We start from the raw sequence: 21,756 nt of genomic DNA, 5'->3' as shown, positions 1-21,756 counted from the left end.
TAGAATTCGGGCCATATGTTGGCCAGTGCCTTGCATTTTAAGGTGGAAGGAATTCCGCTTTCCCGCATAGAGAGCATTTGGCGGCTTTCCGCCGGCGAGCCAGAAACAATCCAGAAACAAAATTCTACAATCCGGAAAAACTCCTGAAAAGGTAGGGCGGCATAACGGTGCCGTGGCGGTCAGGTCATTGGCTGCGACGATAGTCTCCGGGTTCGCGGATAAACCGATGCCAAGGTTGTCGATCAGTCTGTTGGGTGCGTTGCTGGGTCTTGGCCTGGTCACCACCGCTGTTGGACAATCCGATGCAAAGGCGCCGCTCACCCGGACTGAACGGTGCGCCAATCTCAGCCACCAATTTGATGAAGCACTCGAAACCCATGCCACGGCAACGCAGGTCACCGCGGCAAAGGCACTTCAGAGAAAGGGCAACCGGTACTGCGCCGCCAAGAAACAGGCGCAGGGCATCCGGATGCTCGCCAACGCTTTGAAGCTGCTTGGAGTGACACCGAACGACCCAGTTCAGTGACGCTCAAACTCGACCCGCAAGAAAAAGGAACGTAGCCATGAAAAAGTCCCTCCTGTCCGCCCTCGGTCTCGCCGTTGCTCTCGCCTTCTCGATGCCGGCTCTCGGCAACGCCGCCGCCACCACGACCACGACCACTGCTCCGGCTGCCACCACGACCACCACTGCGCCTGCCGCCACCGCTCCGGCCGCGAAGGCTGCTCCGATGAAGAAGGCCGCGAAGGCCTGCAAGGTGACCAAGAAGCATAAGTGCCCGGTCAAGAAATCCGCCAAGAAGGCTGCTCCGAAGAAGGCTGCTCCGAAGAAGGCCTAATCAGGTCCCAGGACACCTCTCCATCAAGGCCGCCCTAGCCGCAAACCGGCTGGGGCGGCCTTCTGCCATGCGCTTGATCGGAAACTGAGCACCGGTGGCTTCCGGTCACGCGCTTCGACCTGCCTTAACCCGTTTGCAACGCCGGCCCTGTAGGACTGCCCGCATGAAGAAGCGGCTTTCGTCCATTTTGCGTTCGATAGTGTTCGGCGGCCTGGTTGCCACCGGCATTGCCAGGGTGCTGATCCTGCTCACCGCCAGCCCGGTGCCGGATCCGGCGAGCGGGCGCACAGAGCCTTCGCTGTTTGCGCCAGCCATTTCCAGCAAGTGGGACTACATCACGCCGGCACAGACCTGGCTGCTGATCCTGCTCACCAGCGTGACGCTGATCTGCGTCGTCGCGTGGCCGATCGCGGCATGGATGGAACACCGGGCGGATGCCGACGCAAATCGCCGCATCTTCGGCCGTCAGGGCCGTTGAACCGCGACCGACAATTTCCCACATGAACGTGAATGACCGGGCCGGCCCGCCGACGGTCTGCATGCCAATCCAAAATGGACGATCGCTGCCGCGCGTGGCAAAATGCGAGGCGAAGCCCGATCGGGAAACTGCCGGTTCCGATGCCAGAAATCACCACAAAACCGCGAACCAAGGTCAAGCCGCAGACCGAGCGGCCGAAGCTCTACAAGGTCATCCTGATCAATGACGATTTCACCCCGCGCGAATTCGTGGTGACGGTGCTGAAGGGCGAGTTCAAGCTCAGCGAAGACCAGGCGCACCGGATCATGATCACCGCGCACCGGCGCGGCGTCTGCGTCGTCGCGGTCTTTACCAAGGATGTCGCCGAAACCAAGGCGACGCGGGCCACCGACGCCGGCAAGGCCAAGGGCTACCCGCTGCTGTTCACGACGGAGCCGGAGGAGTAGAGCCGCCGGTTCGCCGTGGGTGAATTCATGTGAGGGCGAGCGAACGCTGTTGCCGGAGGCAACGGGGCCCCGACAGACGCCCCATGCCGTGAAGGGCCGGGAGCCATGGCGCAATGGCGGCCCTTCGCAGGCTCAGGGCGTTCGAAGCTCGAAAAGCCAAGCAATTGGCTTTTCGTCCGCCATGCGGACCGCTTCTCACCCCCTCATCCGCCTGCCGGCACCTTCTCCCCGTATAGAGACGGGGAGAAGGGAAGCTCATCTTCCCTCGCGATACCACATCGAGCCCATCGCCAGAAGCAACAGGCCGAGACCGAGGAAGCCACCGAACAGCGGCACGCGCGAGACGGCCTTCAGGACGCTGTCGTCGGTGGTGCGCAGGCCGATCCAGTCGCTGCCGGAGGCTGCGCCGGCCGAGCGCACCGGCACGATGGAAGGCAGGCTCACCTCGCTGCCAGTGGCGGCGGACGGGGTCAGCCGGCGCACGCTGCCGCCGGTGGCTTCCGCAGGCGCCTTCAGCCGGTCCTCGGTGGAGACGACATCGGCGAATTCCGGCGCGTTGACCGGTCCGACATGGGCCAGCGCGGTGAGATCGCCATTGGCGACCTGGAAGAGGCCGATCTCACTGGTCTGGACGCTGCCGAGGAAGACGCCGGGCTCGGACTTCTCGAGCTTGACCGTCAAAGTCTTGCCGGAGGGGGTGATGATCTGTGCCGGGCCGGGTTGGTCGGCCATCGTCTGGCGGCGGATCTCCAGCACCATGCCGCGTCCCTCGGCGGTCAACCGCTCTTCCTCGAGCTCAGGCTCCTTCATCAGCCAGTGGGCGATGCGCCGGTAGAGCTGGACATGCGGACCGCCGCCCTCGAAGCCGCGCGCCCACAGCCAGCCCTGATCGGACAGGAGCATGCCGACACGGCCTTCGCCCTTGCGGTCGAGCAGGAGCAGCGGCCGGTTGTCGGCCCCCTTCATCACCACTTCGCCTTGCGGGTTCTGCACCCCGATGGTGCGGAACCAGCGGCTCCAGTGCGGCGGTTCTGTGGCCGAACCGTCGAGGCCGCGCGTCACCGGGTGACGTTGGCCGAGATCGGTCAGGCGTGGATAGAAGGCCTTTTCGACCACCTCGCCGGTCGGCATGGCGGGCAGGGCCGACATCAGCGGTGTACGCGCGATCGAACTTTCTCCGGCATATTCGGGGCCGGCGGCGATCAGCAGCGCGCCGCCCTTTTCGACATATTCCGAGATGTAGTCGTAATAGAGGATCGGCAGCACGTCGCGGTGCTGGTAGCGGTCGAAGATGATGAGGTCGAAATCCTTGATCTTCTCGACGAACAGCTCGCGGGTCGGGAAGGCGATCAGCGACAATTCGTTGATCGGCGTGCCATCCTGCTTCTCGGGGGGCCTCAGAATGGTGAAATGGACGAGATCGACCGAGGCGTCGGATTTCAACAGGTTGCGCCAGGTGCGCTCGCCGGCATGCGGCTCGCCGGAGACGAGCAGCACGCGCAAATTCTCGCGGATGCCGTCGACCAGCGCGATGGCGCGGTTGTTGGTATCGGTCAATTCGCCCGGTTCGCGGTCGATGGCGAGTTCGATGATGTTGCGGCCGGCGCCCGGAATGGTCACCTGCAGCGGCATCGCCTGGCCAACGGTGGCGTGCTCGACCGCAACCTGTTCGCCATTGACCGAGACACGCACATCGACAGGGCCGCTCTCGTTCTCCGTCGAGATGACGCGGTAGGTCATGTCGAGCGGCTTGCCGACGAGGCCGAAGCGCGGCGCGTTCTCGAAGCGGATGCGGCGGTCTTTCTCGTGCTCGTTGCCGGTGATCAGCGCATGCAGCGGAGCGTTGAAGTCGGGCGCGCCCGGAGGCGCGTCGTGCACCTCGCCATCGGTGATCATGATGGCGCCGCCGACACGCGAGGGCGGCACGTCGCGGAAGGCGCCTTCCAGCGCGCTGAACAGCCGGGTTTCGGTGCGCTCCTCGGCGGCGTCGGACTTGCCGGCCTCGACGACGCGGACGTCGAACTGCTTGAAGCGGCCAAGACGCTGTTGCAGCCCGGCGAGCGCCTCGTCGGTCTGCTTGGTGCGGTCGCCAATATCCTGGCTCTGGCTGCGGTCGACGATCAGGGCAACCACGCTCTTCAGCGGATCACGCTCCTCATTGAGGAACACCGGATTGAAGAGGGCGGCGGCGAGCGCCAGCAGGGCGACGAAGCGCAGGATCGCGCCGCGCTGGCGAAACCACAGGCCGACAAGCGCAAGCAGCGCCAGCGGCACAAGCACCAGGGCCCAAAGCGGCCAGGAGATCAGCGGTTCGAAGGAGATCGACCAGTTCATGCCTTATCCTCCCTTTGTGGGGAGGGGCCGATCCGCGTGGGGAGCGTAACAAAGAACCTCATCCTACTGCCCCAGCCGTTCGAGCAGTATCGGCACATGCACCTGGTCGGATTTGTAGTTTCCGGTCAGCATGTACATCATGATGTTGACCCCGGCGCGCAGCGCATACATGCGCTGCATCGGGTCGGCCGGCACGGTCGGCAGCAGAGGGTCGCCATTCTCGTCGACCGCCCAGGCGCCGGCGAAATCATTGGCGGTGATCATGATCGGCGAAACGCCGTCGCCAGTCCGCACCGGCCGGTTGTCGGCGTTGCTGGCGTCGAGCGATGCCTCGACCCAGAGCGGGCTGCCGGCGAAACGGCCGGGAAATTCGGGCAGGATGAAGAAGGATTTTGTCAGCACATGGTCCGACGGCACCGGCTCCAGCGGCGGCACGTTGAGGTTGCCGAGGATGTCGCGTAGCCGTTCCGTCGCAGGGCTGGTGGAATTGGCGCCGATGCCGTTGGCGAACTGGTCGCGCGTGTCGAACAGCACCGTGCCGCCCTGCTGCATATAGGCGTCGATGCGAGCGATCGCGGCCTGGCTCGGCATGGGCGCCGCCGGATTGATCGGCCAGTAAATCAGGGGATAAAAGGACAGTTCGTCCCTCGATATGTCGACGCCGGCTGGCGCGCCCGGTTCCAGGGCGGTCTTCTCGATCAGGAAACGGGTCAGGCCCTCGAGCCCGGCGCGGCTGATCGAATCGTCGCCCGGCACGCCGGTCAGCACATAGGCGATGCGGGTCTTCGAGATCGCCGCGATCGCGGCCTCGTCGCCCGGCTTGGCGTCATCGGCGCGGGCCAGATCGGCATGGCCAAACAGCGCGCCAAGCGCAATCAGGATCGCGGCGGTGGTTGCCACCGCGCCGGCACGGCGCGGCCGGCGCGAAAACAGGCCGCCCATCCACAACACCGCCAGCGTGTCGAGCAGCATCAGCACCAGGGCTGCCGCGACCAGCCCACCCTTCAGGTTGCGCGATTCATCGAAGGCATACTGGATCGTGGTAACCGGCACGGTGATTTGCGGGCGCGCCAGCGGCGCGAAGGTGCTCGCGGCATCAAGCAGGTTGTGAGCGAAGACACCGGTCTCCGAGCCATAGAGGCCGGGCGGATTCTCGATAGTCACCGGCAGCGCGCCGGCGCCTGGCACCAGTGGACGTGCATCCGGTGTCGGCGGCACCAGCGAGCCGTCGGCCGCGATCATGCGATAGGGCGCCAGCGACGTGGCGGCGGCTTCGGCATTCGCGATCGCCGCGCCCTGGTTGCGTGACAGCTGCACGATGCGGCGCAGCATCTCGACGAAGCTGCCCGATATCGGCAGGTTCGACCAGGTCGCCTCGGGCGTGACGTGGAACAGCACCAGCGTGCCCTTGCCCTTCTTCAAGCCGGTGACCAGCGGCGTGCCATCGGCAAGGGCGGCCCAGGTGCGCTCGACGATGTCGGGTGTCGGCTCGGCCAGTACCTGCCTGCTCACCGTGACCTCGGTGGGCGGCGCCAGGTCGGCGAAGGGGCCGGCCTTCGGAAATTCGGTCACCGGCTGTGGCGAGGTCCATGACAATGCGCCGCCGAGCGAGCGCTCGCCTGTGCGCAGGCGGACCGGCAGAAGGTCGTCGTCATTGCCGGCGGCCGCCAGCCGCGAGCCGGCGAAACGCACCAGCGTGCCGCCATTGTCGACCCAGTCGACCAGCCTTTGGCGCACCTGCGCCGGAATGGTGCCGATATCGGCCATGATGATCATCGCCGGCTTCTGGTCGAGGATCTGCGGGATGGCGTCGGCTAGGTCGGCGCTGGAGGGTTCGACCAGATCGGCGAAGGGCTGCAGCGCGCGCCTGATGTAGTAGAGAGGCGACAGGAGCGGCTGCGCCTGGTCGGCTTCGGCCTGCGACAGCAGCCCGACGCGGCGGCGCTTGGAGCTTTCATCCAGCACGCGCACCGCACCGGCGTGGTGCTCGCCGTCGAGCGCGATCGAGGCGAAGTCGTTGCGCAACTCGAACGGCACCGTCATGGTGCCCGTGGCCGTGGCTTCGCCGGGCGCGAAGGTCAGCGTCGCATCGGCGATGCGACGCCCCTTGTCGTCGAAAGCACCCGCGGTGACCTGCGCGGGAGCAGGATCGCCCGGCGCGCGGATGGCGGTCAGGGCAAAGCCATCAACCTGGTTGTCGGCCGCGATCAGGCCGGTCAGGGAAAGCCGGTCCGCGGTTGCCCACACGATGCGGGAGGCATTTTTCGACAAGAGCGTGTTGAAGGCGGCCTCGTCGCCCTTGGCGGCCAGGCCGTCGGCCAGCACGGCGACGCTGGCGCCGGGCAAGGTCTCCAGCGCGCCGGCGACGCGGGCATAGACAGCGGGCCGGTCGGTCGGGATCGGCCGCGGCTTGGCGGCACGCAGCCGGTTCAGCGCGGCGGCGGCATCGAAGGGGCCGATCTCGGCATTGGGCTTTTCGGCGGTAAAGGCAAGGATGACCGGCACGCCGTTGGAGCCGGCATCGGCGATCAGCCGTTCGGCGGTGGCGACACGTTTATTCCAGTCGGCGGCACTGGCCCAGTCATTGTCGACGACCAGCGCAAGTGCCGCACCCTCGGCCGGCAATTTCTCGCGCGGATTGAAGACCGGTTCGGCCAATGCCGCGACGATGAGCGCCGCCATTAGCAGCCTGAGCAGCGTCAGCCACCAGGGGCTCTGCTGCGGCGTCTCCTCGCGCTTCAGCACGCGCGCCAGGATCTTCAGCGGCGGAAAGATCTCGGTCTGCGGCTTGGGCGGCGTCAGCCTGAGCAGCCACCAGATCACCGGCAGCGCCAGCAGGCCCCACAGCACCATGGGAGCGCCAAAGGAGAGCGGCAGCCAGCTCATGCCACGGCCTTTCCAGGCTGACCGGAGGTCGGCCCGGCAAGAGCAGAGGTCAGCCCGGCACGACCAGAGGTCGGCCGGGCATAAGAGCCATCGGCGGTCATTGCCATGTGCAGGCGCACCAGGGCGTCGGAAGCCAGCCGGTCTGTGTGGTTGACGGTGAAGCTCCAGCCGAGCCGCTTGCACCAGCCGGCCAGTTCCTGGCGGCGGGCGGTATAGAGCAGGCGGTATTCATCGCCCAGCATCTCGGCACGTCCTGCGGTCAGCTTGTCGCCGGTCTCCGGATCGGTGAACTCCGTGCGGCCGGCATAGGGGAAGGTTTCCTCGGCCGGATCGGCGACCTCGATAAGATGGGCGCGCACGCCGTGGCGGGCGAGGACGTCGAGCCAGGCCATGGTTTCCTCGACGGGATCGAGGAAATCGCTGACGATGACGATGTCGCAGAAGCGCCTGATATCGGACAGGTCAGGCTTTGCCGGCAAGTCGCCGGCATGCATCAACTGGGCGGCGATACGCTCGGCGCCGTTGCGCGCGGTGAACGGATCGGTCAGGCCAGGCCAGGCGATGCGTTCGCCGCTGCGCGACAACAGTTCGGCCATGGCCAGGGCCAGTACCAGCGCGCGCGATTGCTTGGAGACGCCGGCGCCCGTCGACTTGTAGAGCATAGAGGGCGAGGGATCGGCCCACAGCCAGACCGTATGGGCGGCTTCCCATTCGCGGTCGCGCACATAGGTATGGTCGTCGCGGGCCGAGCGGCGCCAGTCGATGCGCGAGGCGTCACCCTCCACATAGGGCCGGAACTGCCAGAAATTCTCGCCGATGCCGCGTTTGCGACGGCCATGCCAGCCGGCGATCATGGTGTTGACGATGCGGCGCGCCTCGACCAGCAGGTCCGGCACAAGCGAAGCCCGCAACCGGCCGCGGGCGAGCGCGTCGCGCGTCGCTGCCGGAGCCTGGACCTCGCCGATTCGCGCCATCAAATCCCTTTCACGAGCTTCGCCACCACGTCGCGAACGGTGGTGCCTTCGGCGCGGGCGGCGAAAGTGAGCGCCATGCGATGCTGTAGCACCGGCTCGGCAAGCGCGCGCACGTCGTCGACCGAAGGTGCCAGGCGCCCATCGTAAAGGGCGCGGGCACGCGTGCACAGCATCAGCGCCTGGCTGGCGCGCGGACCGGGACCCCAGGCGACGTGCTTGTCGGTTTCGGCATTGCCTTGGCCCGGACGCGCCGAGCGCACCAGGGTGAGGATCGCCTCGACGACGCTTTCGGGCACCGGCATGCGCCGGATCAGCGTCTGGATCTCCTTCAGCCGGGCGGGCTGCAATACATTGGTCGCCTTGGCGTCCTCGACGCCGGTGGTCTCCAGCAGGATGCGGCGCTCGGCTTCGATCTCGGGATAGAGAATGTCGACCTGCATCAGGAAGCGGTCGAGCTGGGCTTCGGGCAGCGGATAGGTGCCTTCCTGCTCCAGCGGATTCTGCGTCGCCAGCACGTGGAAGGGCGAGGGCAGATCATGGCGGGCGCCAGCAATGGTGACGTGATACTCCTGCATCGCCTGCAGCAGCGCCGACTGGGTGCGCGGCGAGGCGCGGTTGATCTCATCGGCCATCAGAAGCTGGGCAAAGATCGGCCCGGAGATGAAACGGAAGGATCGCTTGCCGGTCTCGTCCTGCTCCATGACCTCGGAGCCGAGGATGTCGGACGGCATCAGGTCGGGCGTGAACTGGATGCGGCGCGAATCGAGGCCGAGCACGACGCCCAGCGTCTCGACCAGCTTGGTCTTGGCAAGGCCCGGCACGCCGACCAGAAGCGCATGGCCGCCGGCAAGCAACGCCACCAGCGTACGCTCGACGACGTTCTCCTGACCGAAGATCACCCGGCCGACCCCGTCGCGGATCCTGGAAATGTCGGCGAGCGCCTTCTCGGCCTCGGCGACCATGTCCTTTTCGCTGATCGGGCTTTCCTTGACCATCACGCTCATGCCGCATCGATCCCTTTGGTTTGGAAATACCGGCTCGCACCATACCATAGGTGCCGCGATTCGGCCTCGCGTAGCGCCTATGTTCGAATTTAAATCACAGACTTAGGCTGACAAGCGGAACAACAGTGACTATTTCGTGACCATGACGGAACACTCGCCACATCGCGAACAAAGCCTTACCGATGCCACCGAGGCGCGGGGCCTCGAGGCGCTGATCGCGCGTGCGGCCCGTGCCGGCAAGGGCGCGGCGCCGGTCGAGCACTGGAATCCCGACTTTTGCGGTGATCTCGATATGGAGATCAAGGCTGACGGCACCTGGTTCTACCTGGGAACGCCGATCGGCCGCATGCCGCTGGTCCAGCTTTTTTCCTCAGTGCTGCGCAAGGATGCCGACGGCAGGACCTATCTGGTAACGCCGGTGGAAAAGGTCGGCATCCGCGTCGCCGATGCGCCCTTCATCGCCGTCGAGATGGATGTTTCGGGCCGCGGCGGCGAACAGATCATCACCTTCCGCACCAATGTCGGCGACGTGGTCGAGGCCGGACCGGAGCGGCCGCTGCGTTTCGTCGACGAGGACGAGACCGGAGGCCTGAAGCCCTATGTGCTGGTGCGCGGCAGGCTGGAGGCGCTGGTGGCGCGGCCTGTCATGTACGAGCTGGTCGGCCATGGCGAGGAGGTCGAGATCGACGGCAGGACGATGTTCGCCGTGCGCTCCAAGGGAGCGGTGTTCGCGATCATGCCGGCCGACCAATTGAAACAGCTGAGCGCGTGATGGACCATATGGCGCCGGCGCCGTTTTCATCGGCGGATTTTCGCACGCGCTTTGCCGCGCAGCCGCAAGCGCATGCCGACGACGACTATGGCGATCACCGCTTCAATCCCGGCCATCCGCGCCTCAAACAGGACAAGGCGCTGCGCAATGCCGCGGTCCTGATCCCGGTGGTCGATCATGACGGCGAGGCGACGGTTCTGTTGACCAAACGGGCCGAGAAGCTGCGCAGCCATTCAGGGCAGGTGGCCTTTCCCGGCGGCACCATCGACCCGACCGACGCCAGCCCGGAAGCAACGGCGCTGCGCGAGACCTTCGAGGAGATCGGCCTCGGCGGCGATCGCATCGAGATCCTCGGCCGCATGCCCGATTATGTCGCCGGCAGCGGCTACCGCATCGCGCCGGTGCTGGGCATCGTGCGACCCGGCTTCGAGCTGACCTTGAACGCCGACGAGGTCGATGCCGCTTTCGAAGTGCCGCTGCGCTTCCTGATGGACCCGGTGAACCACAAACGCGACAGCCGCATGTGGAACGATCTCGAATGGTTCTTCTACGACATGCCCTATGGCGACAGGCGCATCTGGGGCGTCACCGCCGGCATCATCCGCACGCTCTATGAAAGGCTCTATGCGTGAGTGTATCGATCGCGGGCAGGGCCGACTGGCTCGGCGACAAGCATCTGCAGCGCCTGCTTGGCGCGCTCACCGAGGGCGGTGAGGAGGCGCGTGTCGCCGGCGGCGCCGTGCGCAATGCGCTGATGGGCAAGGCGGTCGCCGATATCGACATCGCCACCACCTGCCTGCCGCAGGAAACGGTCCGCCGCGCCGAGGCGGAAGGCTTCAAGACGGTGCCGACCGGCATCGAGCATGGCACGATCACGGTGGTCGCCGGCGGCAAGCCCTATGAAATCACCACTTTGCGCGCCGATGTCGAAACCGATGGCCGTCACGCCAGGGTGTCGTTCGGCCGCGATTGGAAGCTCGATGCCGAGCGGCGCGATTTCACCATCAACGCGCTCTACGCCGAGGCTGACGGGACGGTTGTCGACCTTGTCGGCGGCGTCGCCGACATCGAGGCGCGCCGGCTGCGCTTCATCGGCGACCCGGAGGCGCGCATCCGCGAGGATTATCTGCGCATCCTGCGCTTCTTCCGCTTCTTCGCCTGGTATGGCGAAGGCCGGCCGGACGCCGAGGGGCTGAAGGCCTGCGCCCGGCTGAAGGACGGGTTGGCGCAACTTTCGGCCGAACGCATCTGGTCCGAACTGAAGAAGCTGTTGTCGGCGCCTGATCCCTCGCGGGCGCTGCTCTGGATGCGCCAGGCGAGCGTCTTGACCGCCGCACTGCCGGAAAGCGAGAAATGGGGCATCGATGCGATCCACGGGCTGACCAAGGCCGAGAAGGATCTGGGCTGGGCGACAGATCCGATGCTGCGGCTGGAGGCGATCGTGCCGCCGGACGCCGCGCGCATGAAAACGCTCGCCGAGCGCCTCAGGTTGTCGACCGGCGGAGCAGACCGGTTGCGCCACTGGGCGGTGGCCACCGCAGTCGCGTCGAGGACGACCGAGGGCGAACTGGCGAAAAGGCTGTACCGTGGCGACCGGCAGGGGTTTGTCGATCGCCTGCGGCTGGCGCTTGCATCGGTGCGGATGCGCGCCGCCGAGGACAATGACGCGCTGCTCGAAGCCGGCGGTTTTTCGCGCCTGCTTGCCTTCGCGCTCAAATGGGAAAAACCAGTGTTTCCGCTGAAGGGCGCCGATCTGACCGCGCTCGGCGCAACGCCGGGGCCAAAGCTCGGTGAAATCCTCAAGAACCTTGAGGCGGAATGGATCGAGGCGGGGTTTGCGCTTGATCGCGGCGCGTTGCTTGAGCGCGCCGCAAAGGCACTTGAAACCTGAACGCGTCGCGTCGAAACGGATCACGCGCCGCGCTTTGGATCAGGTCTTTGTCTCGATGCCTGTCGTTCTCCCAAGGCCACTTTGGGAGATATGCATTGCCCATCTACCTGATTGCCACGGGAGCCAGGGCGCGTGACAGGCTCGCTTCGCCTTTACCATAGACGGAGGCCCTGTAGTTGACCAGGGTGTCGGTTCGAGCCGTATTGAGCAGATCGTTGGTGATCTGGGACGGCGTGGCCTTGGTGAACTTGCTGCCTATGATCGCCGCATATCCTGAAATGATTGGCGCGGCGAAGGAGGTGCCATAAAGGCCTGTCTTGCTTCCATCGACACCAACGACAAGGAAGTGGCTTTGCACCAGCGGATTGGAGCCGGCGTAGTCCGAGTACCAGGCAAGCTGCGCCTTGTTGGTTGTCGTGCCATTCGTCGACAGCGCGCCGACGAAGATTGCTGTTTGCTTGCCGATCAGGGCGAGATTGAGATAGTCCTGCTGGCCGTTCGTGACACCCCCGACCGCGACGGAGTCGTTGCCGGCCGCCTTCGAGATGATGGCCGATCCACTGCTGGCATAGGAGATGATCGAAGCCTCTTCCGGTGCCCACCCGATCTGGTTCACGCTGTAGCCTGCGGTCGTGTACATCCCGTAGCTGAGGTTGAGCACGTTACGGCCGGGCGCTAGCGAGACCGCCGAACCTGTGGAGAAGTCTTTAGATCTGATGCTCGCCCAGGGCGCGATCATGCCGGCTTCCTCGCGGGTCCATTCACCGTGCCGCTGGTTTTGAACCCCGACGCCGAAGTTACCGGAGAAGCGCGACGAACTGCTGAAGTCGTCGACGATGGTCATGGTGACGCCCTGCCCCTTGTAGCCTGCCGCCCATGCGGCACCGACGTCGGGGCTCATCCATCCTGGTGTGGCAGCTTGCGTACGCGCGGTCGGGATTGTTGCGCTCACGCATATGGATAGGCCGCCATGGCACAGCGCGGCCATTTCGTCCGCATCGGGAGCCTCCTGTGCCGACGCGATCGGCGCCGACAGCATGGCGAAAGCGAGGGCGATACCGAATTTCAAGTGATTACCTGACATGTTCCAACTCCGGTCAAACAAGAAACTGGGACGGGCGATCGCGAACTTCGGCGAGATGGTTTTCTCGATCCAAGGCATCGGCGATCAGAAACTAACACGGTAGTTCAGCCAGAGATGCTGGCTCTCCGGTTTAGCGTTAACCAGATATTTCAGCGTTTCCTCAGGTGCCATCTGGCTGGCAGCGAGGCGGCAATTGACGCTGTAGGTACCGAAGTCGCCATAATCGGCTTCGCAGGCCTTTTCGGTGAGCTTGCCGCCGAAGGTCGTGGTGAGCGACAGGGAAAGCGTACTGTTCGGATTCGGATGCATCTGGGTGAGGAAGCCAAGCTTCAGGCTGGGCTGGATCCGATACTTCTCGCCCTCTTCTCCGGTTCCAAAGCCCCAAAGGATGCCGGTATCCTCGGTGACCTGGGTCAGCAGGTCCACGTGCATGTCGACCCAGCTTGCGCGGTACCATTGGTTGAACGATACCCGGTTTCCGTTCTGCAGTTCGTAACCGCCGTTGCCCAGGCCCTTCGCGCGATCGCTGAGTGGCGAGCCCTGATGGATGTCGACCAACGATGTCGTCATTTCCTGGGCAATAGCCGGGGACCCCTCAAGGAGCGCGCACAGGAGGAGCGCCGCCGAGCGGAAACTCTCTCGATTGCCGGACTTTTCGCGCATGCGCGAAACACCTCGCCTACCGATTCCGGACCAGTGCCTGATGGCGACGGGCTCCTCTTGCAGCCCGCTGTAGCCGGATTATCGGTGCGACAATGGCACGGATCGGTTACCGCCGGGTTTACTTTAGTTAAGGCGAATATAATTTTTTGGCCCTGCGAGATCTGGCGGCATGACGTTCGCGATCGCGTCAAACGCCCATCGCGGACGCCGCGGCCCAACGCTGTTCTATCTGCTTTACAGCCAATCTTGAGCGCCGACGCTTATCTCTTGCCACAAACCCAAGCGCCAAGACCTACGCCGCGTCGCGAGCCTTCTGGATACGCGAACGGATCGCCTCGATCATCGTCTCGCGGATGATGGTCTCACCATGTATCTCGCGCATATGTTCGACGGCACGGCGCATCACTTCGGCTTCCTCGTTGGCACGGGTGTGCCATTCACAGCCGGGAACGAGCGACCCGCAGTGAAATTCCTTCATCGGATTTCTCCCTTTCCTCCGTGAAACCTGGTCAGGCTCCGGTACGCTTTTTGGCTCGTGGCCCGTCCGAGTTGCACCTCCGGATCATCGAGCGGGTGAGCATAACACAGATGGGGCGATGTTGGTTGCCGTCAATGGGCAAAAGGCGGAGCAGCGCTGCTCCGCCCCGTTACGCTTACCCCTCGTAGCCTACCGCAGGCGGCAGGCCGGACATCGTCTCGCCGCGCCCTTGCGGACAGGCGTCACTTCACGATCTTGACCGCCTCGGCAACCTTGTTCTTGCCGCTCATGTCCCATGAAACTCTGACCTTTTCGCCGGCCTTCAGGCCAGGATCCTTTGAAGGCCTTGGAGAGCGTAAAAGAAGATCCGTCGTCGAGCACAAGGCTCATGGCCGCCGCGTCGAATGTCTTGACCGTTCCAGTGGTGTGCTTGACGGCGGCGAACGCCACCGAACCGGAAGCAAGAAGGCAGCCGCGGCAGTCGAAACAATGATCTTGCGCCTTGCGAAATACTCCTGGGAAAGGGCGGGCATCCTTTTGGCGCCCGCATCGTCCTGGGCCGTCCGGATGCGTCGAGTCGCGATTCGCTTTGTCCTGATGCAATTCCGAACGGAAAACCGCTTTGCAGTTTTCCTGGAACGCTTAGGCAAACCGCCGGCGCTTCCCACCCGCCCCGACAAATAGCCCAATCTTTTCCGATGGCTATTAGACGAAAAAGAAAGTCCGACGCCCCATTCGCCCCCCATTCGGGGAAATGGGACAGCAATGCGGCTCACACCGGGCTCACCATCTTGTTACGGCCAGCGGACCTCCGGCGGCAGGCTGGACAGGATCGATGCGACATTGCCGCCGGTCTTCAGGCCAAAAATGGTGCCGCGATCGTAAAGCAGGTTGAATTCGACATAGCGGCCGCGGCGAATGAGTTGTTCGTCGCGGTCGCCGTCGGTCCAGTTCTCGTTGAAATTGGCGCGCACGAGGTGGCCGTAGACGACCAGGAAGGAGCGTCCGACATCCTGGACGAAGTTGAAGTCGGCATTCCAGCCGCCCTTGTCCTCGGCTGAATGCAGCCAGTCGAAGAAGATGCCGCCAGTGCCGCGCGGCTCATTGCGGTGCGGCAGGAAGAAGTACTCGTCGCACCAGGTCTTGAACTTCGGGTAGTCGGCAATGCCGGCGTTCTTCTCGCAAGCGAACTCCATGGCGCGGTGAAAGGCTGCCGTGTCGGGATCGTCCTGGGTGCGGCGGCGGTCGAGCACCGGCGTCAGGTCGGCGCCGCCGCCGAACCATTGGCTTGAGGTGACCACCATGCGCGTGTTCATGTGCACGGCCGGCACGTTGGGATTCCAGGGGTGCGCGATCAGTGAGATGCCGGAGGCCCAGAAGCGCGGGTCTTCCTCGGCGCCGGGCATCTGCTTCCTGAATTCGGGCGAGAACTCGCCATGGACCGTCGAAGTATGGACGCCCACCTTCTCGAAGACGCGGCCGTGCATCATCGCCATGGTGCCGCCGCCGCCCCTGCCGGCGTCGCGTTCCCAAGGCGTCTTTTCAAAGCGGCCTGGCGACCATGAGGCCAGAGGGCCTTGCAGATCCTGCTCGATCTGCTCGAGGGCGGCGCAGATGCGTTCGCGCAGCGCCTCGAACCACAGGCGTGCCTTCATCTTCTTCTCTTCGATGTCGGCCGGCAGGCCAGCCGGTATTTCGGGTCGTTCCAAGTGCCGTCTCCGGTTGCGGGCGGTGAGTCCACAAAAGACTCGTCTTTTCCGGGCGCGATCCCTAATCTGTTAGGGAACACGGTCAAGTGTCATTGCGGCACCACGCGTCCTTTGGACGCGCAAGGAACGCTGCAAGACTTGGTTTGGCGCATGATCCTTTCCGAAACGCGGGTCCGGTTTCGGGGCCATGTGCTGCGGTGCAAGGAGTTTTTTCATGCGCACCCCGGCAAGACCGCCGCTGGATGGCCTGAAGAAAAGGCTCGACCAGAGCCGGGCCGAACGCGCGCGCATGCCGCGTGACGGTTTCCTGCGCGAGACCTTCGTCCTGCCGCGCTCCGATGCCCGCCTGAAGGCCAAGGAATGGTTCGAGCGCTTCCCCAAACAGGCCTACTGGACCGAGATCGAAAGCTGGTTCGAGCGCCCGGGGGATCTGATCGAGTTCACCATCAGGCGGCTGCCGGCAGCGGATTAACGCTCGACCAACAGGCGCCTCGCGCCCGTTCCTTCGCTAGCCAGCCGATCCCCCTTGTTCCTGAGCGGGCATTTGTCGATCGACATGCAGCCGCAGCCGATGCAGTCGGTCAGCCCGTCGCGCAGCTTCTTTAGCTGGCTGATTTTCAGGTCGAGGCTATCGCGCCAAGCCGTTGAAAGCAGATTCCAATCTTCACGTGTCGGCGTGCGGCCTTCAGGTAAAGATTCAAGTGCGGCACTGATTTCAGCAAGCGAAATGCCGACCTCCTGCGCCACCTTGATGATCGCCACCCGACGCAGCACGTCGCGGGCGTAGCGCCGCTGGTTGCCTGACGTGCGGTGGCTGCGGATCAGTCCGCGCGCTTCGTAGAAATGCAGCGCCGAAACCGCGACACCGCTGCGCCTGGCCACCTGGCCGACTGTCAATTCCGTTACAGGTGCCATGTCCCACTTTCCGCTTGACCTCAAGTTAAGTTGAGCTTGTAGCGAAGAGATGTCGATTGGGCAAATAAGGAGAAGGCGATGTGCGCCTGGGTAAGAATGACCGGAGAAACCGCTGTCGCCGGCGACGGCAAGGGCGGTGCCGTCGATGGACCGCGGATCCTATCCGAGCTGCCGGACGGCTTCGCCAGCCACCATGGCGACGGAAAGCGCGACGTTGATGCTGCGCGCGGTGCCTTGCATGGGGATGGTCAGCCGTGCGTCCGCCGCCTGGTGGACTTGATCCGGCACGCCCGCGGATTCGCGGCCGAACAGCAATATGTCGCCGTCGGCGAAGCCGAAGCTGGTATAGGCGGTGGTCGCCTTGGTCGACAGAAGTACCAGCCTGCGCGCGCCGGCCTTACGCCATTCCTCGAAGGCCTGCCAGTCGACATGCCGGGTCAGGGCAGCCATTTCGAGGTAGTCCATGCCGGCGCGCTTGAGCGCCTTGTCGGAGAGCGGAAAGCCGGCCGGTTCGATGATGTCGACGCCAAGGCAAAGGCAAGCGGCGAAGCGCAGGATTGTGCCGGTATTGCCGGCAATGTCAGGCTGGTAGAGCGCGATGCGGAGACGACAGTTCATTTCCGCATCCTTCTAATAAGTGGCAGATCGGCCACAGCGGGCTGGCGGTTTTGGAAATTCCTGGACCTGCGGGTGGCCATTTTCTGCGAAGTCGGGTATGTCAGCACCATTGTCAACCCGAACCGATGGAGGGGTATTTCATGATGACCATGCACATCCAGCGCCCCTCCCGTGGGCTTACCTGCCTGCTGGCGGTTTCGGTACGACAATTCTCCTGACTCTCTAAGACTTGATCGCACCGATTCCCGCCGAAACGTTTTTTCGGCTCCTGAAGGAATCCTGCGATGTTTTTCAAAAAGTCAAAAGGGCTGAACGCCCCACCTGAAGACGTCCGGACCGACTCGTTCAGTCGTGTCCAGACTGATGCAATCCGCGCCTCCGGCCGAATGCCGGCGGACGATGTTGCTTCGCCTTTTCATCTCTATTTTCACACGGAGGACGGACCGATGTTCGATCCCTACAGAATACCGGGCTCGAGGAGCCTGCATATCCACCGGCTGCCGACCTGGGCGCTGCTGATCGGCGATACCTATGCGTCGGCGGTTCATGCCGAAGTCCGCCGCCGCCCGCATCGCGGCATGCTGCCGGATGTCGATTTCTCGCGCGCGGTTCCCGATCCGAGCCGCCCGTCGCTGGTGCGCCGCATCATCCGGCTGATCCGGCCCGGCGCGAAGATCCGGATTGTCGGCACCACGCCGGCGGCATCATCGAACGATGCTGTCGGCGAAAAGCCCGCGAGTCCCTATATTGCGCGAAGCAGGGCCGACGGTCCGGATGATTCCGGACCGTCGGCCCCTCGCGCCATGCGGTCCGGGGACTTCGTACGTCGTCAGGCCGCCTAAGCGGAAAACAGATTCACAGGCATGACCTATGTTGTTGTTTAGCTGGTTTGAAAGAAGGCTCGATCCGTTCCCCGCGGCGGAACCGGTCGAGCCGCCCAAGACGCTGGTCGCCTTCTGCCTGCATTATACGCGCGGCGCATGGCCTTATATCCTGACCGATGCGGTGCTGGTGACGGCGATCGCCATCGCCGAAGTGTGGATGTTCGGCTTCCTCGGCCGCATCGTCGACTGGCTGTCGGGGCAGAACCGCGAAACCTTCCTGCAGACGGAGGCCTGGAAGCTCGCCGGCATGGCCTTCATCGTGCTGTTCGCGCTGCCTGGCACGGTGTGGCTGCATTCGCTGCTCAACCAGCAGACGCTGATGGGCAACTATCCCATGCGCATCCGCTGGCAGGTGCATCGCTACCTGCTCAAACAATCGATGAGCTTCTACCAGGACGAATTCGCCGGCCGCATCGCCACCAAGCTGATGCAGACGGCACTCGCCGTGCGCGAATGCGTCATCAAGGTGATCGACGTTCTGAACTACGTCATCGTCTATTTCCTCGGCATGCTGTTCATCGTCGGTTCCGCCGACTGGCGGCTGGCCGCCCCGCTGGCTGTCTGGCTGGTCGGCTATATCCTGTTGCTGCGCTATTTCATCCCTCGGCTGGGCAAGGTCGGCGAGGAACAGGCCAATGCGCGCTCGACCATGACCGGCCGTGTCGTCGACAGCTACACCAACATCCAGACGGTCAAGCTGTTCAGCCATTCGCGCCGTGAGGCCGCCTTCGCCAGGGAAGGCATGATGGGCTTCCTCGACACGGTCTATCGGTCGATGCGGCTGGTGACGGTGCTTTTCGGCTCGCTTTACATCCTCAACGCGCTTCTCCTGTTCTCGGTTACCGCCATCTCGCTGTGGCTGTGGCTTGGCCAGGCGGTAACGATCGGCGCGGTCGCCGTGGTCATCGGCCTGGTGCTCAGAATGTGGGGCATGTCGCAGTGGATCATGTGGGAAATGTCGGGCCTGTTCGAGAACATCGGCACGGTGCAGGACGGCATCGCCTCGATCTCGCTGCCGCGCCTGGTGGAGGACAGGCCGGATGCGAAGGAGATCACGGTTTCCAAAGGCAAGATCCGTTTCGAGGACATCCGCTTCCACTATGGCAAGCAGAAAGGCGTGATCGAAAACCTGTCGCTGGCCGTGAAGCCGGGCGAGAAGGTCGGCATTGTCGGCCGCTCGGGCGCCGGCAAGTCGACGCTGGTCAACCTTCTGCTGCGTTTTTACGACCTCGAAGCCGGCCGCATCCTGATCGATGGCCAGGAGATCGCCGGGGTGAAGCAGGATTCGCTGCGTGCCCAGATCGGCATGGTCACGCAGGACACCTCGCTGCTGCATCGCTCGGTGCGCGACAACATTCTCTATGGCCGGCCCGACGCCACCGACGAGATGCTTGTGGAGGCATCACGGCGGGCCGAGGCGCTGGACTTCATCGGCGCGCTCTCGGACCACAATGGCCGCAAGGGCTTCGACGCCCATGTTGGCGACCGTGGCGTCAAATTGTCGGGCGGCCAGCGGCAACGCATCGCCATCGCTCGCGTTATGTTGAAAGACGCCCCGATACTTATCCTTGACGAGGCGACGTCGGCACTGGATTCCGAAGCCGAGGCAGCCATCCAGGAGAATCTCTACAAGCTCATGCAAGGCAAGACCGTCATCGCCATCGCGCACCGGTTGTCGACCATCGCCGCCATGGACAGGCTCGTTGTGATGGACCAGGGCCGTGTCATCGAGGAAGGTTCGCACGAGGAACTCGTCGCCAGGGGTGGGCTCTACGCGCAGCTCTGGCAGCGCCAGTCGGGCGGGTTCCTGCTCGAGGACATCCCGACCGACGCCGCCAACGATAGTGTTGCCAACGATATTGGCGCAAAGGGGCAAGCCGCAGAATGATGGCCGCCGCATGATGACAGCCATCTATCGGTGGTTCGAGAACTGGGTCTATCCATTCAGGGAGCCGGCGAATCTTCGGCCACCGTCCAGCGTCGGCGGTTTTCTCTGGCATTATGTCGGCCAGGCGAAGTTCGCCTTCTTCGCCATGCTGGTCATTGGTGGCATCGCGCCGCTGGTCGAGGCCGGCCTGTTCTACTTCGTCGGGAAGCTGGTCGATATTCTCGACCAGCTTCCCGGCGAGCGCAGCTGGCACGCTTTGTGGACCGCCGCCGGCCCTGAGCTGGTGTTCATGGTCGCGGTGGTGCTGGTCATCCGCACCGTGGTCGTCGGCCTGTCGGCGCTGGTCGACGAGCAGACGATCACGCCCGGCTTCTACAATCTGGTGCGCTGGCAGGCGCACCGGCACGTCTCGCGCCAGTCCTACGCCTTCTTCCAGAATGATTTCGCCGGCCGCATCGCCACCAAGGTCTGGCAGGCGGGACAGGCGACGGGCGACCTGATGGAAAGCTTCATCGAGGTTGTCTGGTTCATGGTCGTCTACACGGTGACCACGCTGGCGCTGGTCGCCGGCCTCGATCTCAGGCTGGCGGCGCTGGTGGTGGTCTGGATCACGGCGTTCGGCTTTCTGGCCAGGCTCTATTTGCCGGCGATCCGCAAGCATGCCGAGGCGACCGCCGAGGCAGGATCGATGATCAACGGCCGCATCGTCGATTCCTATTCGAACGTGCAGACGCTGAAACTGTTCGCGGCCGACGGCGATGACCACTACATCAGGAACGGCTTCGACATCTATCTCGACGCGCTGCGTCCCTTCACCCGCCGGCTTACCGGGGTGCGCATGGCGCTGACGACGCTGTCGGGCATCATGATCACGGCGATCGGCTGCTTTGCCGTCTATCTGTGGGTCGAAGGCTCGATCACCGTCGGCGCCGTCGCTTTCACGCTGTCGCTGGTGCTGCGGCTCAACATGCTTCTCGGCCGCCTGATGATGCAGATGAACAGCATCCTGCGCAATCTGGGCGTGCTGGAGAACTCCAAGGCGCTGATCTCGCAGCCGCTGGGGCTGGTCGATGCGCCCAATGCCAAGGAACTGATCGTGACCGGCGGGCGCATCGATGTGAAGGGCGTCGAGTTCCACTATGGCAAGGGGTTTGGCGTGCTGGGCGGCATCGACCTTGTCGTGCGTCCGGGCGAGAAGGTCGGGCTGGTCGGGCCATCGGGTGCGGGCAAGACGACGCTCGCCAATCTGATCCTGCGTCTCTATGACCTCGAGGACGGCTCCATCACAATCGATGGCCAGGAAATCTCCACGGTGACCCAGAATTCGCTGCGCGCCAATATCGGCGTCGTCAGCCAGGACACCGCGCTGTTCCATCGTTCGCTGCGCGACAACATCAAGCTGGGCATGCCCGAGGCGACCGACGCCGAGGTGATCGCGGCGGCAAAAAAGGCCGAGGCGCATGACTTCATCCTGGGCCTGCGCGACAACAGGGACCGTGCCGGCTACGAGGCCTTCGTCGGCGAGCGCGGCGTGAAGCTGTCGGGCGGCCAGCGCCAGCGCGTGGCGATCGCCCGCCTCTTTCTCAAGGATGCACCGATCCTGATCCTCGACGAGGCGACCTCGGCGCTCGATTCCGACATCGAGGCGGCGATCCAGGAGAATCTCACCCGGCTGATGGAAAACAAGACGGTCATCGCCATCGCCCACCGGCTGTCGACGATCGCCGCACTCGACCGCCTCGTGGTGCTCGATGGCGGCCGCATCATCGAGCAAGGCACGCATGAAGAGCTAGTGGCGCTGGACGGGCTCTACGCGCGGCTATGGAAGCGCCAGTCGGGCGGCTTCCTCTATCATGAGGAAAGCGTGCTGGAAGAGACGCGGCCGGCGGAGTAGGC

22 protein-coding genes are annotated in these 21,756 nt (G+C 64.1%); 12 read left to right on the top strand and 10 right to left on the bottom strand.

What is annotated here, in order from left to right; all coding sequences use genetic code 11:
- The first annotated feature begins 226 nt into the window (after positions 1 to 226).
- The 4 genes from FJW03_RS17640 (at position 227) to clpS (ending at position 1,760) form a co-directional block, all read left to right on the top strand.
- Positions 227 to 526, top strand: coding sequence for a hypothetical protein (locus FJW03_RS17640; RefSeq protein WP_140610749.1), 300 nt, complete (start codon positions 227 to 229; stop codon positions 524 to 526).
- Positions 527 to 563: 37 nt separating this feature from the next.
- On the top strand, positions 564 to 836 hold the full coding sequence (locus FJW03_RS17635; protein WP_140610748.1) for a hypothetical protein: 273 nt from the start codon (positions 564 to 566) through the stop codon (positions 834 to 836).
- Between the two features lie 163 nt (positions 837 to 999).
- On the top strand, positions 1,000 to 1,314 hold the full coding sequence (locus tag FJW03_RS17630; protein ID WP_140610747.1) for a hypothetical protein: 315 nt from the start codon (positions 1,000 to 1,002) through the stop codon (positions 1,312 to 1,314).
- A 140-nt stretch (positions 1,315 to 1,454) separates the two neighbouring features.
- The gene (gene clpS / locus FJW03_RS17625) at positions 1,455 to 1,760 is read left to right on the top strand and encodes an ATP-dependent Clp protease adapter ClpS (protein WP_010911143.1); all 306 of its coding nucleotides are present in this window, start codon (positions 1,455 to 1,457) and stop codon (positions 1,758 to 1,760) included.
- 255 nt (positions 1,761 to 2,015) lie between these two features.
- Here the strand turns inward: clpS and FJW03_RS17620 are convergent, their stop codons facing one another.
- The 4 genes from FJW03_RS17620 to FJW03_RS17605 form a co-directional block, all read right to left on the bottom strand.
- Positions 2,016 to 4,094, bottom strand: a complete 2,079-nt coding sequence (locus FJW03_RS17620; RefSeq protein ID WP_140759835.1) for a hypothetical protein — start codon at positions 4,092 to 4,094, stop codon at positions 2,016 to 2,018.
- A gap of 63 nt (positions 4,095 to 4,157) precedes the next feature.
- Positions 4,158 to 6,980 carry a DUF4159 domain-containing protein gene (locus tag FJW03_RS17615; protein ID WP_140759838.1) on the bottom strand — a complete coding sequence of 941 codons (2,823 nt, stop codon included), beginning with the start codon at positions 6,978 to 6,980 and terminating at the stop codon, positions 4,158 to 4,160.
- Complete coding sequence (locus FJW03_RS17610) at positions 6,977 to 7,954, bottom strand: DUF58 domain-containing protein (protein WP_140759841.1); 978 nt, start codon at positions 7,952 to 7,954, stop codon at positions 6,977 to 6,979. The genes FJW03_RS17615 and FJW03_RS17610 overlap by 4 nt, the downstream gene beginning before the upstream one ends.
- Positions 7,954 to 8,958 carry an AAA family ATPase gene (locus FJW03_RS17605; RefSeq protein WP_140759844.1) on the bottom strand — a complete coding sequence of 335 codons (1,005 nt, stop codon included), beginning with the start codon at positions 8,956 to 8,958 and terminating at the stop codon, positions 7,954 to 7,956. Before FJW03_RS17605 ends, FJW03_RS17610 begins: the two co-directional genes overlap by 1 nt.
- A gap of 142 nt (positions 8,959 to 9,100) precedes the next feature.
- On the opposite strand from FJW03_RS17605, the gene FJW03_RS17600 reads away from it, so the two are divergent.
- From FJW03_RS17600 to FJW03_RS17590, 3 genes are read left to right on the top strand one after another with little or no spacing between them, the layout of a single operon-like run.
- Positions 9,101 to 9,730 carry a DUF1285 domain-containing protein gene (locus tag FJW03_RS17600; protein ID WP_140759949.1) on the top strand — a complete coding sequence of 210 codons (630 nt, stop codon included), beginning with the start codon at positions 9,101 to 9,103 and terminating at the stop codon, positions 9,728 to 9,730.
- The gene (locus FJW03_RS17595; protein ID WP_140759847.1) at positions 9,730 to 10,362 is read left to right on the top strand and encodes a CoA pyrophosphatase; all 633 of its coding nucleotides are present in this window, start codon (positions 9,730 to 9,732) and stop codon (positions 10,360 to 10,362) included. Before FJW03_RS17600 ends, FJW03_RS17595 begins: the two co-directional genes overlap by 1 nt.
- On the top strand, positions 10,359 to 11,621 hold the full coding sequence (locus tag FJW03_RS17590) for a CCA tRNA nucleotidyltransferase (RefSeq protein WP_140759850.1): 1,263 nt from the start codon (positions 10,359 to 10,361) through the stop codon (positions 11,619 to 11,621). The genes FJW03_RS17595 and FJW03_RS17590 overlap by 4 nt, the downstream gene beginning before the upstream one ends.
- A 103-nt stretch (positions 11,622 to 11,724) precedes the next feature.
- Here FJW03_RS17590 and FJW03_RS17585 read toward each other — a convergent pair whose 3' ends face one another.
- The 3 genes from FJW03_RS17585 to FJW03_RS17575 form a co-directional block, all read right to left on the bottom strand.
- Positions 11,725 to 12,783, bottom strand: a complete 1,059-nt coding sequence (locus tag FJW03_RS17585; protein WP_226890390.1) for a S8 family serine peptidase — start codon at positions 12,781 to 12,783, stop codon at positions 11,725 to 11,727.
- A gap of 6 nt (positions 12,784 to 12,789) precedes the next feature.
- Positions 12,790 to 13,368 (bottom strand): hypothetical protein, encoded by a 579-nt coding sequence (locus FJW03_RS17580; RefSeq protein WP_140610741.1) that lies wholly within the window; start codon positions 13,366 to 13,368, stop codon positions 12,790 to 12,792.
- A gap of 292 nt (positions 13,369 to 13,660) precedes the next feature.
- Positions 13,661 to 13,846, bottom strand: coding sequence for a DUF1059 domain-containing protein (locus FJW03_RS17575; protein ID WP_140759853.1), 186 nt, complete (start codon positions 13,844 to 13,846; stop codon positions 13,661 to 13,663).
- Positions 13,847 to 14,101: 255 nt separating this feature from the next.
- Here FJW03_RS17575 and FJW03_RS17570 point away from each other — a divergent pair, with 255 nt between their 5' ends.
- Complete coding sequence (locus FJW03_RS17570) at positions 14,102 to 14,530, top strand: hypothetical protein (protein ID WP_181173101.1); 429 nt, start codon at positions 14,102 to 14,104, stop codon at positions 14,528 to 14,530.
- A 110-nt stretch (positions 14,531 to 14,640) separates the two neighbouring features.
- Here the strand turns inward: FJW03_RS17570 and hemF are convergent, their stop codons facing one another.
- Positions 14,641 to 15,555, bottom strand: coding sequence for an oxygen-dependent coproporphyrinogen oxidase (gene hemF / locus FJW03_RS17565; RefSeq protein ID WP_140759856.1), 915 nt, complete (start codon positions 15,553 to 15,555; stop codon positions 14,641 to 14,643).
- 214 nt (positions 15,556 to 15,769) lie between these two features.
- Here hemF and FJW03_RS17560 point away from each other — a divergent pair, with 214 nt between their 5' ends.
- Entirely contained in the window at positions 15,770 to 16,027 is a 258-nt protein-coding gene (locus tag FJW03_RS17560; protein WP_023770299.1) for a hypothetical protein, read from the top strand.
- Here the strand turns inward: FJW03_RS17560 and soxR are convergent.
- Together soxR and FJW03_RS17550 are read right to left on the bottom strand one after the other, a co-directional pair.
- Positions 16,024 to 16,470, bottom strand: a complete 447-nt coding sequence (soxR, locus tag FJW03_RS17555) for a redox-sensitive transcriptional activator SoxR (protein ID WP_140759859.1) — start codon at positions 16,468 to 16,470, stop codon at positions 16,024 to 16,026. The genes FJW03_RS17560 and soxR overlap by 4 nt on opposite strands.
- Positions 16,471 to 16,629: 159 nt before the next feature.
- Complete coding sequence (locus FJW03_RS17550) at positions 16,630 to 17,088, bottom strand: tRNA (cytidine(34)-2'-O)-methyltransferase (protein ID WP_140759862.1); 459 nt, start codon at positions 17,086 to 17,088, stop codon at positions 16,630 to 16,632.
- A gap of 446 nt (positions 17,089 to 17,534) precedes the next feature.
- Between FJW03_RS17550 and FJW03_RS17545 the strand changes: the two genes are divergently transcribed.
- The 3 genes from FJW03_RS17545 to FJW03_RS17535 are packed head-to-tail and all read left to right on the top strand — an operon-like array spanning position 17,535 to position 21,754.
- A complete protein-coding gene (locus tag FJW03_RS17545; RefSeq protein ID WP_140759865.1) occupies positions 17,535 to 17,930 on the top strand; it encodes a hypothetical protein in 396 nt (131 codons plus the stop codon).
- A 28-nt stretch (positions 17,931 to 17,958) separates the two neighbouring features.
- On the top strand, positions 17,959 to 19,860 hold the full coding sequence (locus tag FJW03_RS17540) for an ABC transporter ATP-binding protein (protein WP_140759868.1): 1,902 nt from the start codon (positions 17,959 to 17,961) through the stop codon (positions 19,858 to 19,860).
- 10 nt (positions 19,861 to 19,870) lie between these two features.
- Positions 19,871 to 21,754 (top strand): ABC transporter ATP-binding protein, encoded by a 1,884-nt coding sequence (locus FJW03_RS17535; RefSeq protein WP_140759870.1) that lies wholly within the window; start codon positions 19,871 to 19,873, stop codon positions 21,752 to 21,754.
- Positions 21,755 to 21,756: the final 2 nt, after the last annotated feature.

The organism is Mesorhizobium sp. B4-1-4 (genome assembly GCF_006439395.2).
GTDB lineage: Bacteria > Pseudomonadota > Alphaproteobacteria > Rhizobiales > Rhizobiaceae > Mesorhizobium.
The sequence above is the reverse complement of the archived record's forward strand: the minus strand, read 5'-3'. Positions and strand labels throughout refer to the sequence as shown.

What these genes read in the sequence shown, in the direction of transcription:
- FJW03_RS17600 (WP_140759949.1), top strand. Translation starts at nt 9,101, where the DNA reads ATGACGGAACACTCGCCACATCGCGAACAAAGCCTTACCGATGCCACC.
- FJW03_RS17535 (WP_140759870.1), top strand. Translation starts at nt 19,871, where the DNA reads ATGATGACAGCCATCTATCGGTGGTTCGAGAACTGGGTCTATCCATTC.
- FJW03_RS17585 (WP_226890390.1), bottom strand. Translation starts at nt 12,783, where the DNA reads ATGCCTTGGATCGAGAAAACCATCTCGCCGAAGTTCGCGATCGCCCGT.
- clpS (WP_010911143.1), top strand. Translation starts at nt 1,455, where the DNA reads ATGCCAGAAATCACCACAAAACCGCGAACCAAGGTCAAGCCGCAGACC.
- FJW03_RS17630 (WP_140610747.1), top strand. Translation starts at nt 1,000, where the DNA reads ATGAAGAAGCGGCTTTCGTCCATTTTGCGTTCGATAGTGTTCGGCGGC.
- FJW03_RS17620 (WP_140759835.1), bottom strand. Translation starts at nt 4,094, where the DNA reads ATGAACTGGTCGATCTCCTTCGAACCGCTGATCTCCTGGCCGCTTTGG.
- FJW03_RS17615 (WP_140759838.1), bottom strand. Translation starts at nt 6,980, where the DNA reads ATGAGCTGGCTGCCGCTCTCCTTTGGCGCTCCCATGGTGCTGTGGGGC.
- FJW03_RS17595 (WP_140759847.1), top strand. Translation starts at nt 9,730, where the DNA reads ATGGACCATATGGCGCCGGCGCCGTTTTCATCGGCGGATTTTCGCACG.
- FJW03_RS17580 (WP_140610741.1), bottom strand. Translation starts at nt 13,368, where the DNA reads ATGCGCGAAAAGTCCGGCAATCGAGAGAGTTTCCGCTCGGCGGCGCTC.
- soxR (WP_140759859.1), bottom strand. Translation starts at nt 16,470, where the DNA reads ATGGCACCTGTAACGGAATTGACAGTCGGCCAGGTGGCCAGGCGCAGC.
- FJW03_RS17540 (WP_140759868.1), top strand. Translation starts at nt 17,959, where the DNA reads ATGTTGTTGTTTAGCTGGTTTGAAAGAAGGCTCGATCCGTTCCCCGCG.
- FJW03_RS17640 (WP_140610749.1), top strand. Translation starts at nt 227, where the DNA reads ATGCCAAGGTTGTCGATCAGTCTGTTGGGTGCGTTGCTGGGTCTTGGC.
- FJW03_RS17605 (WP_140759844.1), bottom strand. Translation starts at nt 8,958, where the DNA reads ATGAGCGTGATGGTCAAGGAAAGCCCGATCAGCGAAAAGGACATGGTC.
- FJW03_RS17610 (WP_140759841.1), bottom strand. Translation starts at nt 7,954, where the DNA reads ATGGCGCGAATCGGCGAGGTCCAGGCTCCGGCAGCGACGCGCGACGCG.
- FJW03_RS17560 (WP_023770299.1), top strand. Translation starts at nt 15,770, where the DNA reads ATGCGCACCCCGGCAAGACCGCCGCTGGATGGCCTGAAGAAAAGGCTC.
- FJW03_RS17575 (WP_140759853.1), bottom strand. Translation starts at nt 13,846, where the DNA reads ATGAAGGAATTTCACTGCGGGTCGCTCGTTCCCGGCTGTGAATGGCAC.
- FJW03_RS17635 (WP_140610748.1), top strand. Translation starts at nt 564, where the DNA reads ATGAAAAAGTCCCTCCTGTCCGCCCTCGGTCTCGCCGTTGCTCTCGCC.
- FJW03_RS17545 (WP_140759865.1), top strand. Translation starts at nt 17,535, where the DNA reads ATGTTCGATCCCTACAGAATACCGGGCTCGAGGAGCCTGCATATCCAC.
- FJW03_RS17550 (WP_140759862.1), bottom strand. Translation starts at nt 17,088, where the DNA reads ATGAACTGTCGTCTCCGCATCGCGCTCTACCAGCCTGACATTGCCGGC.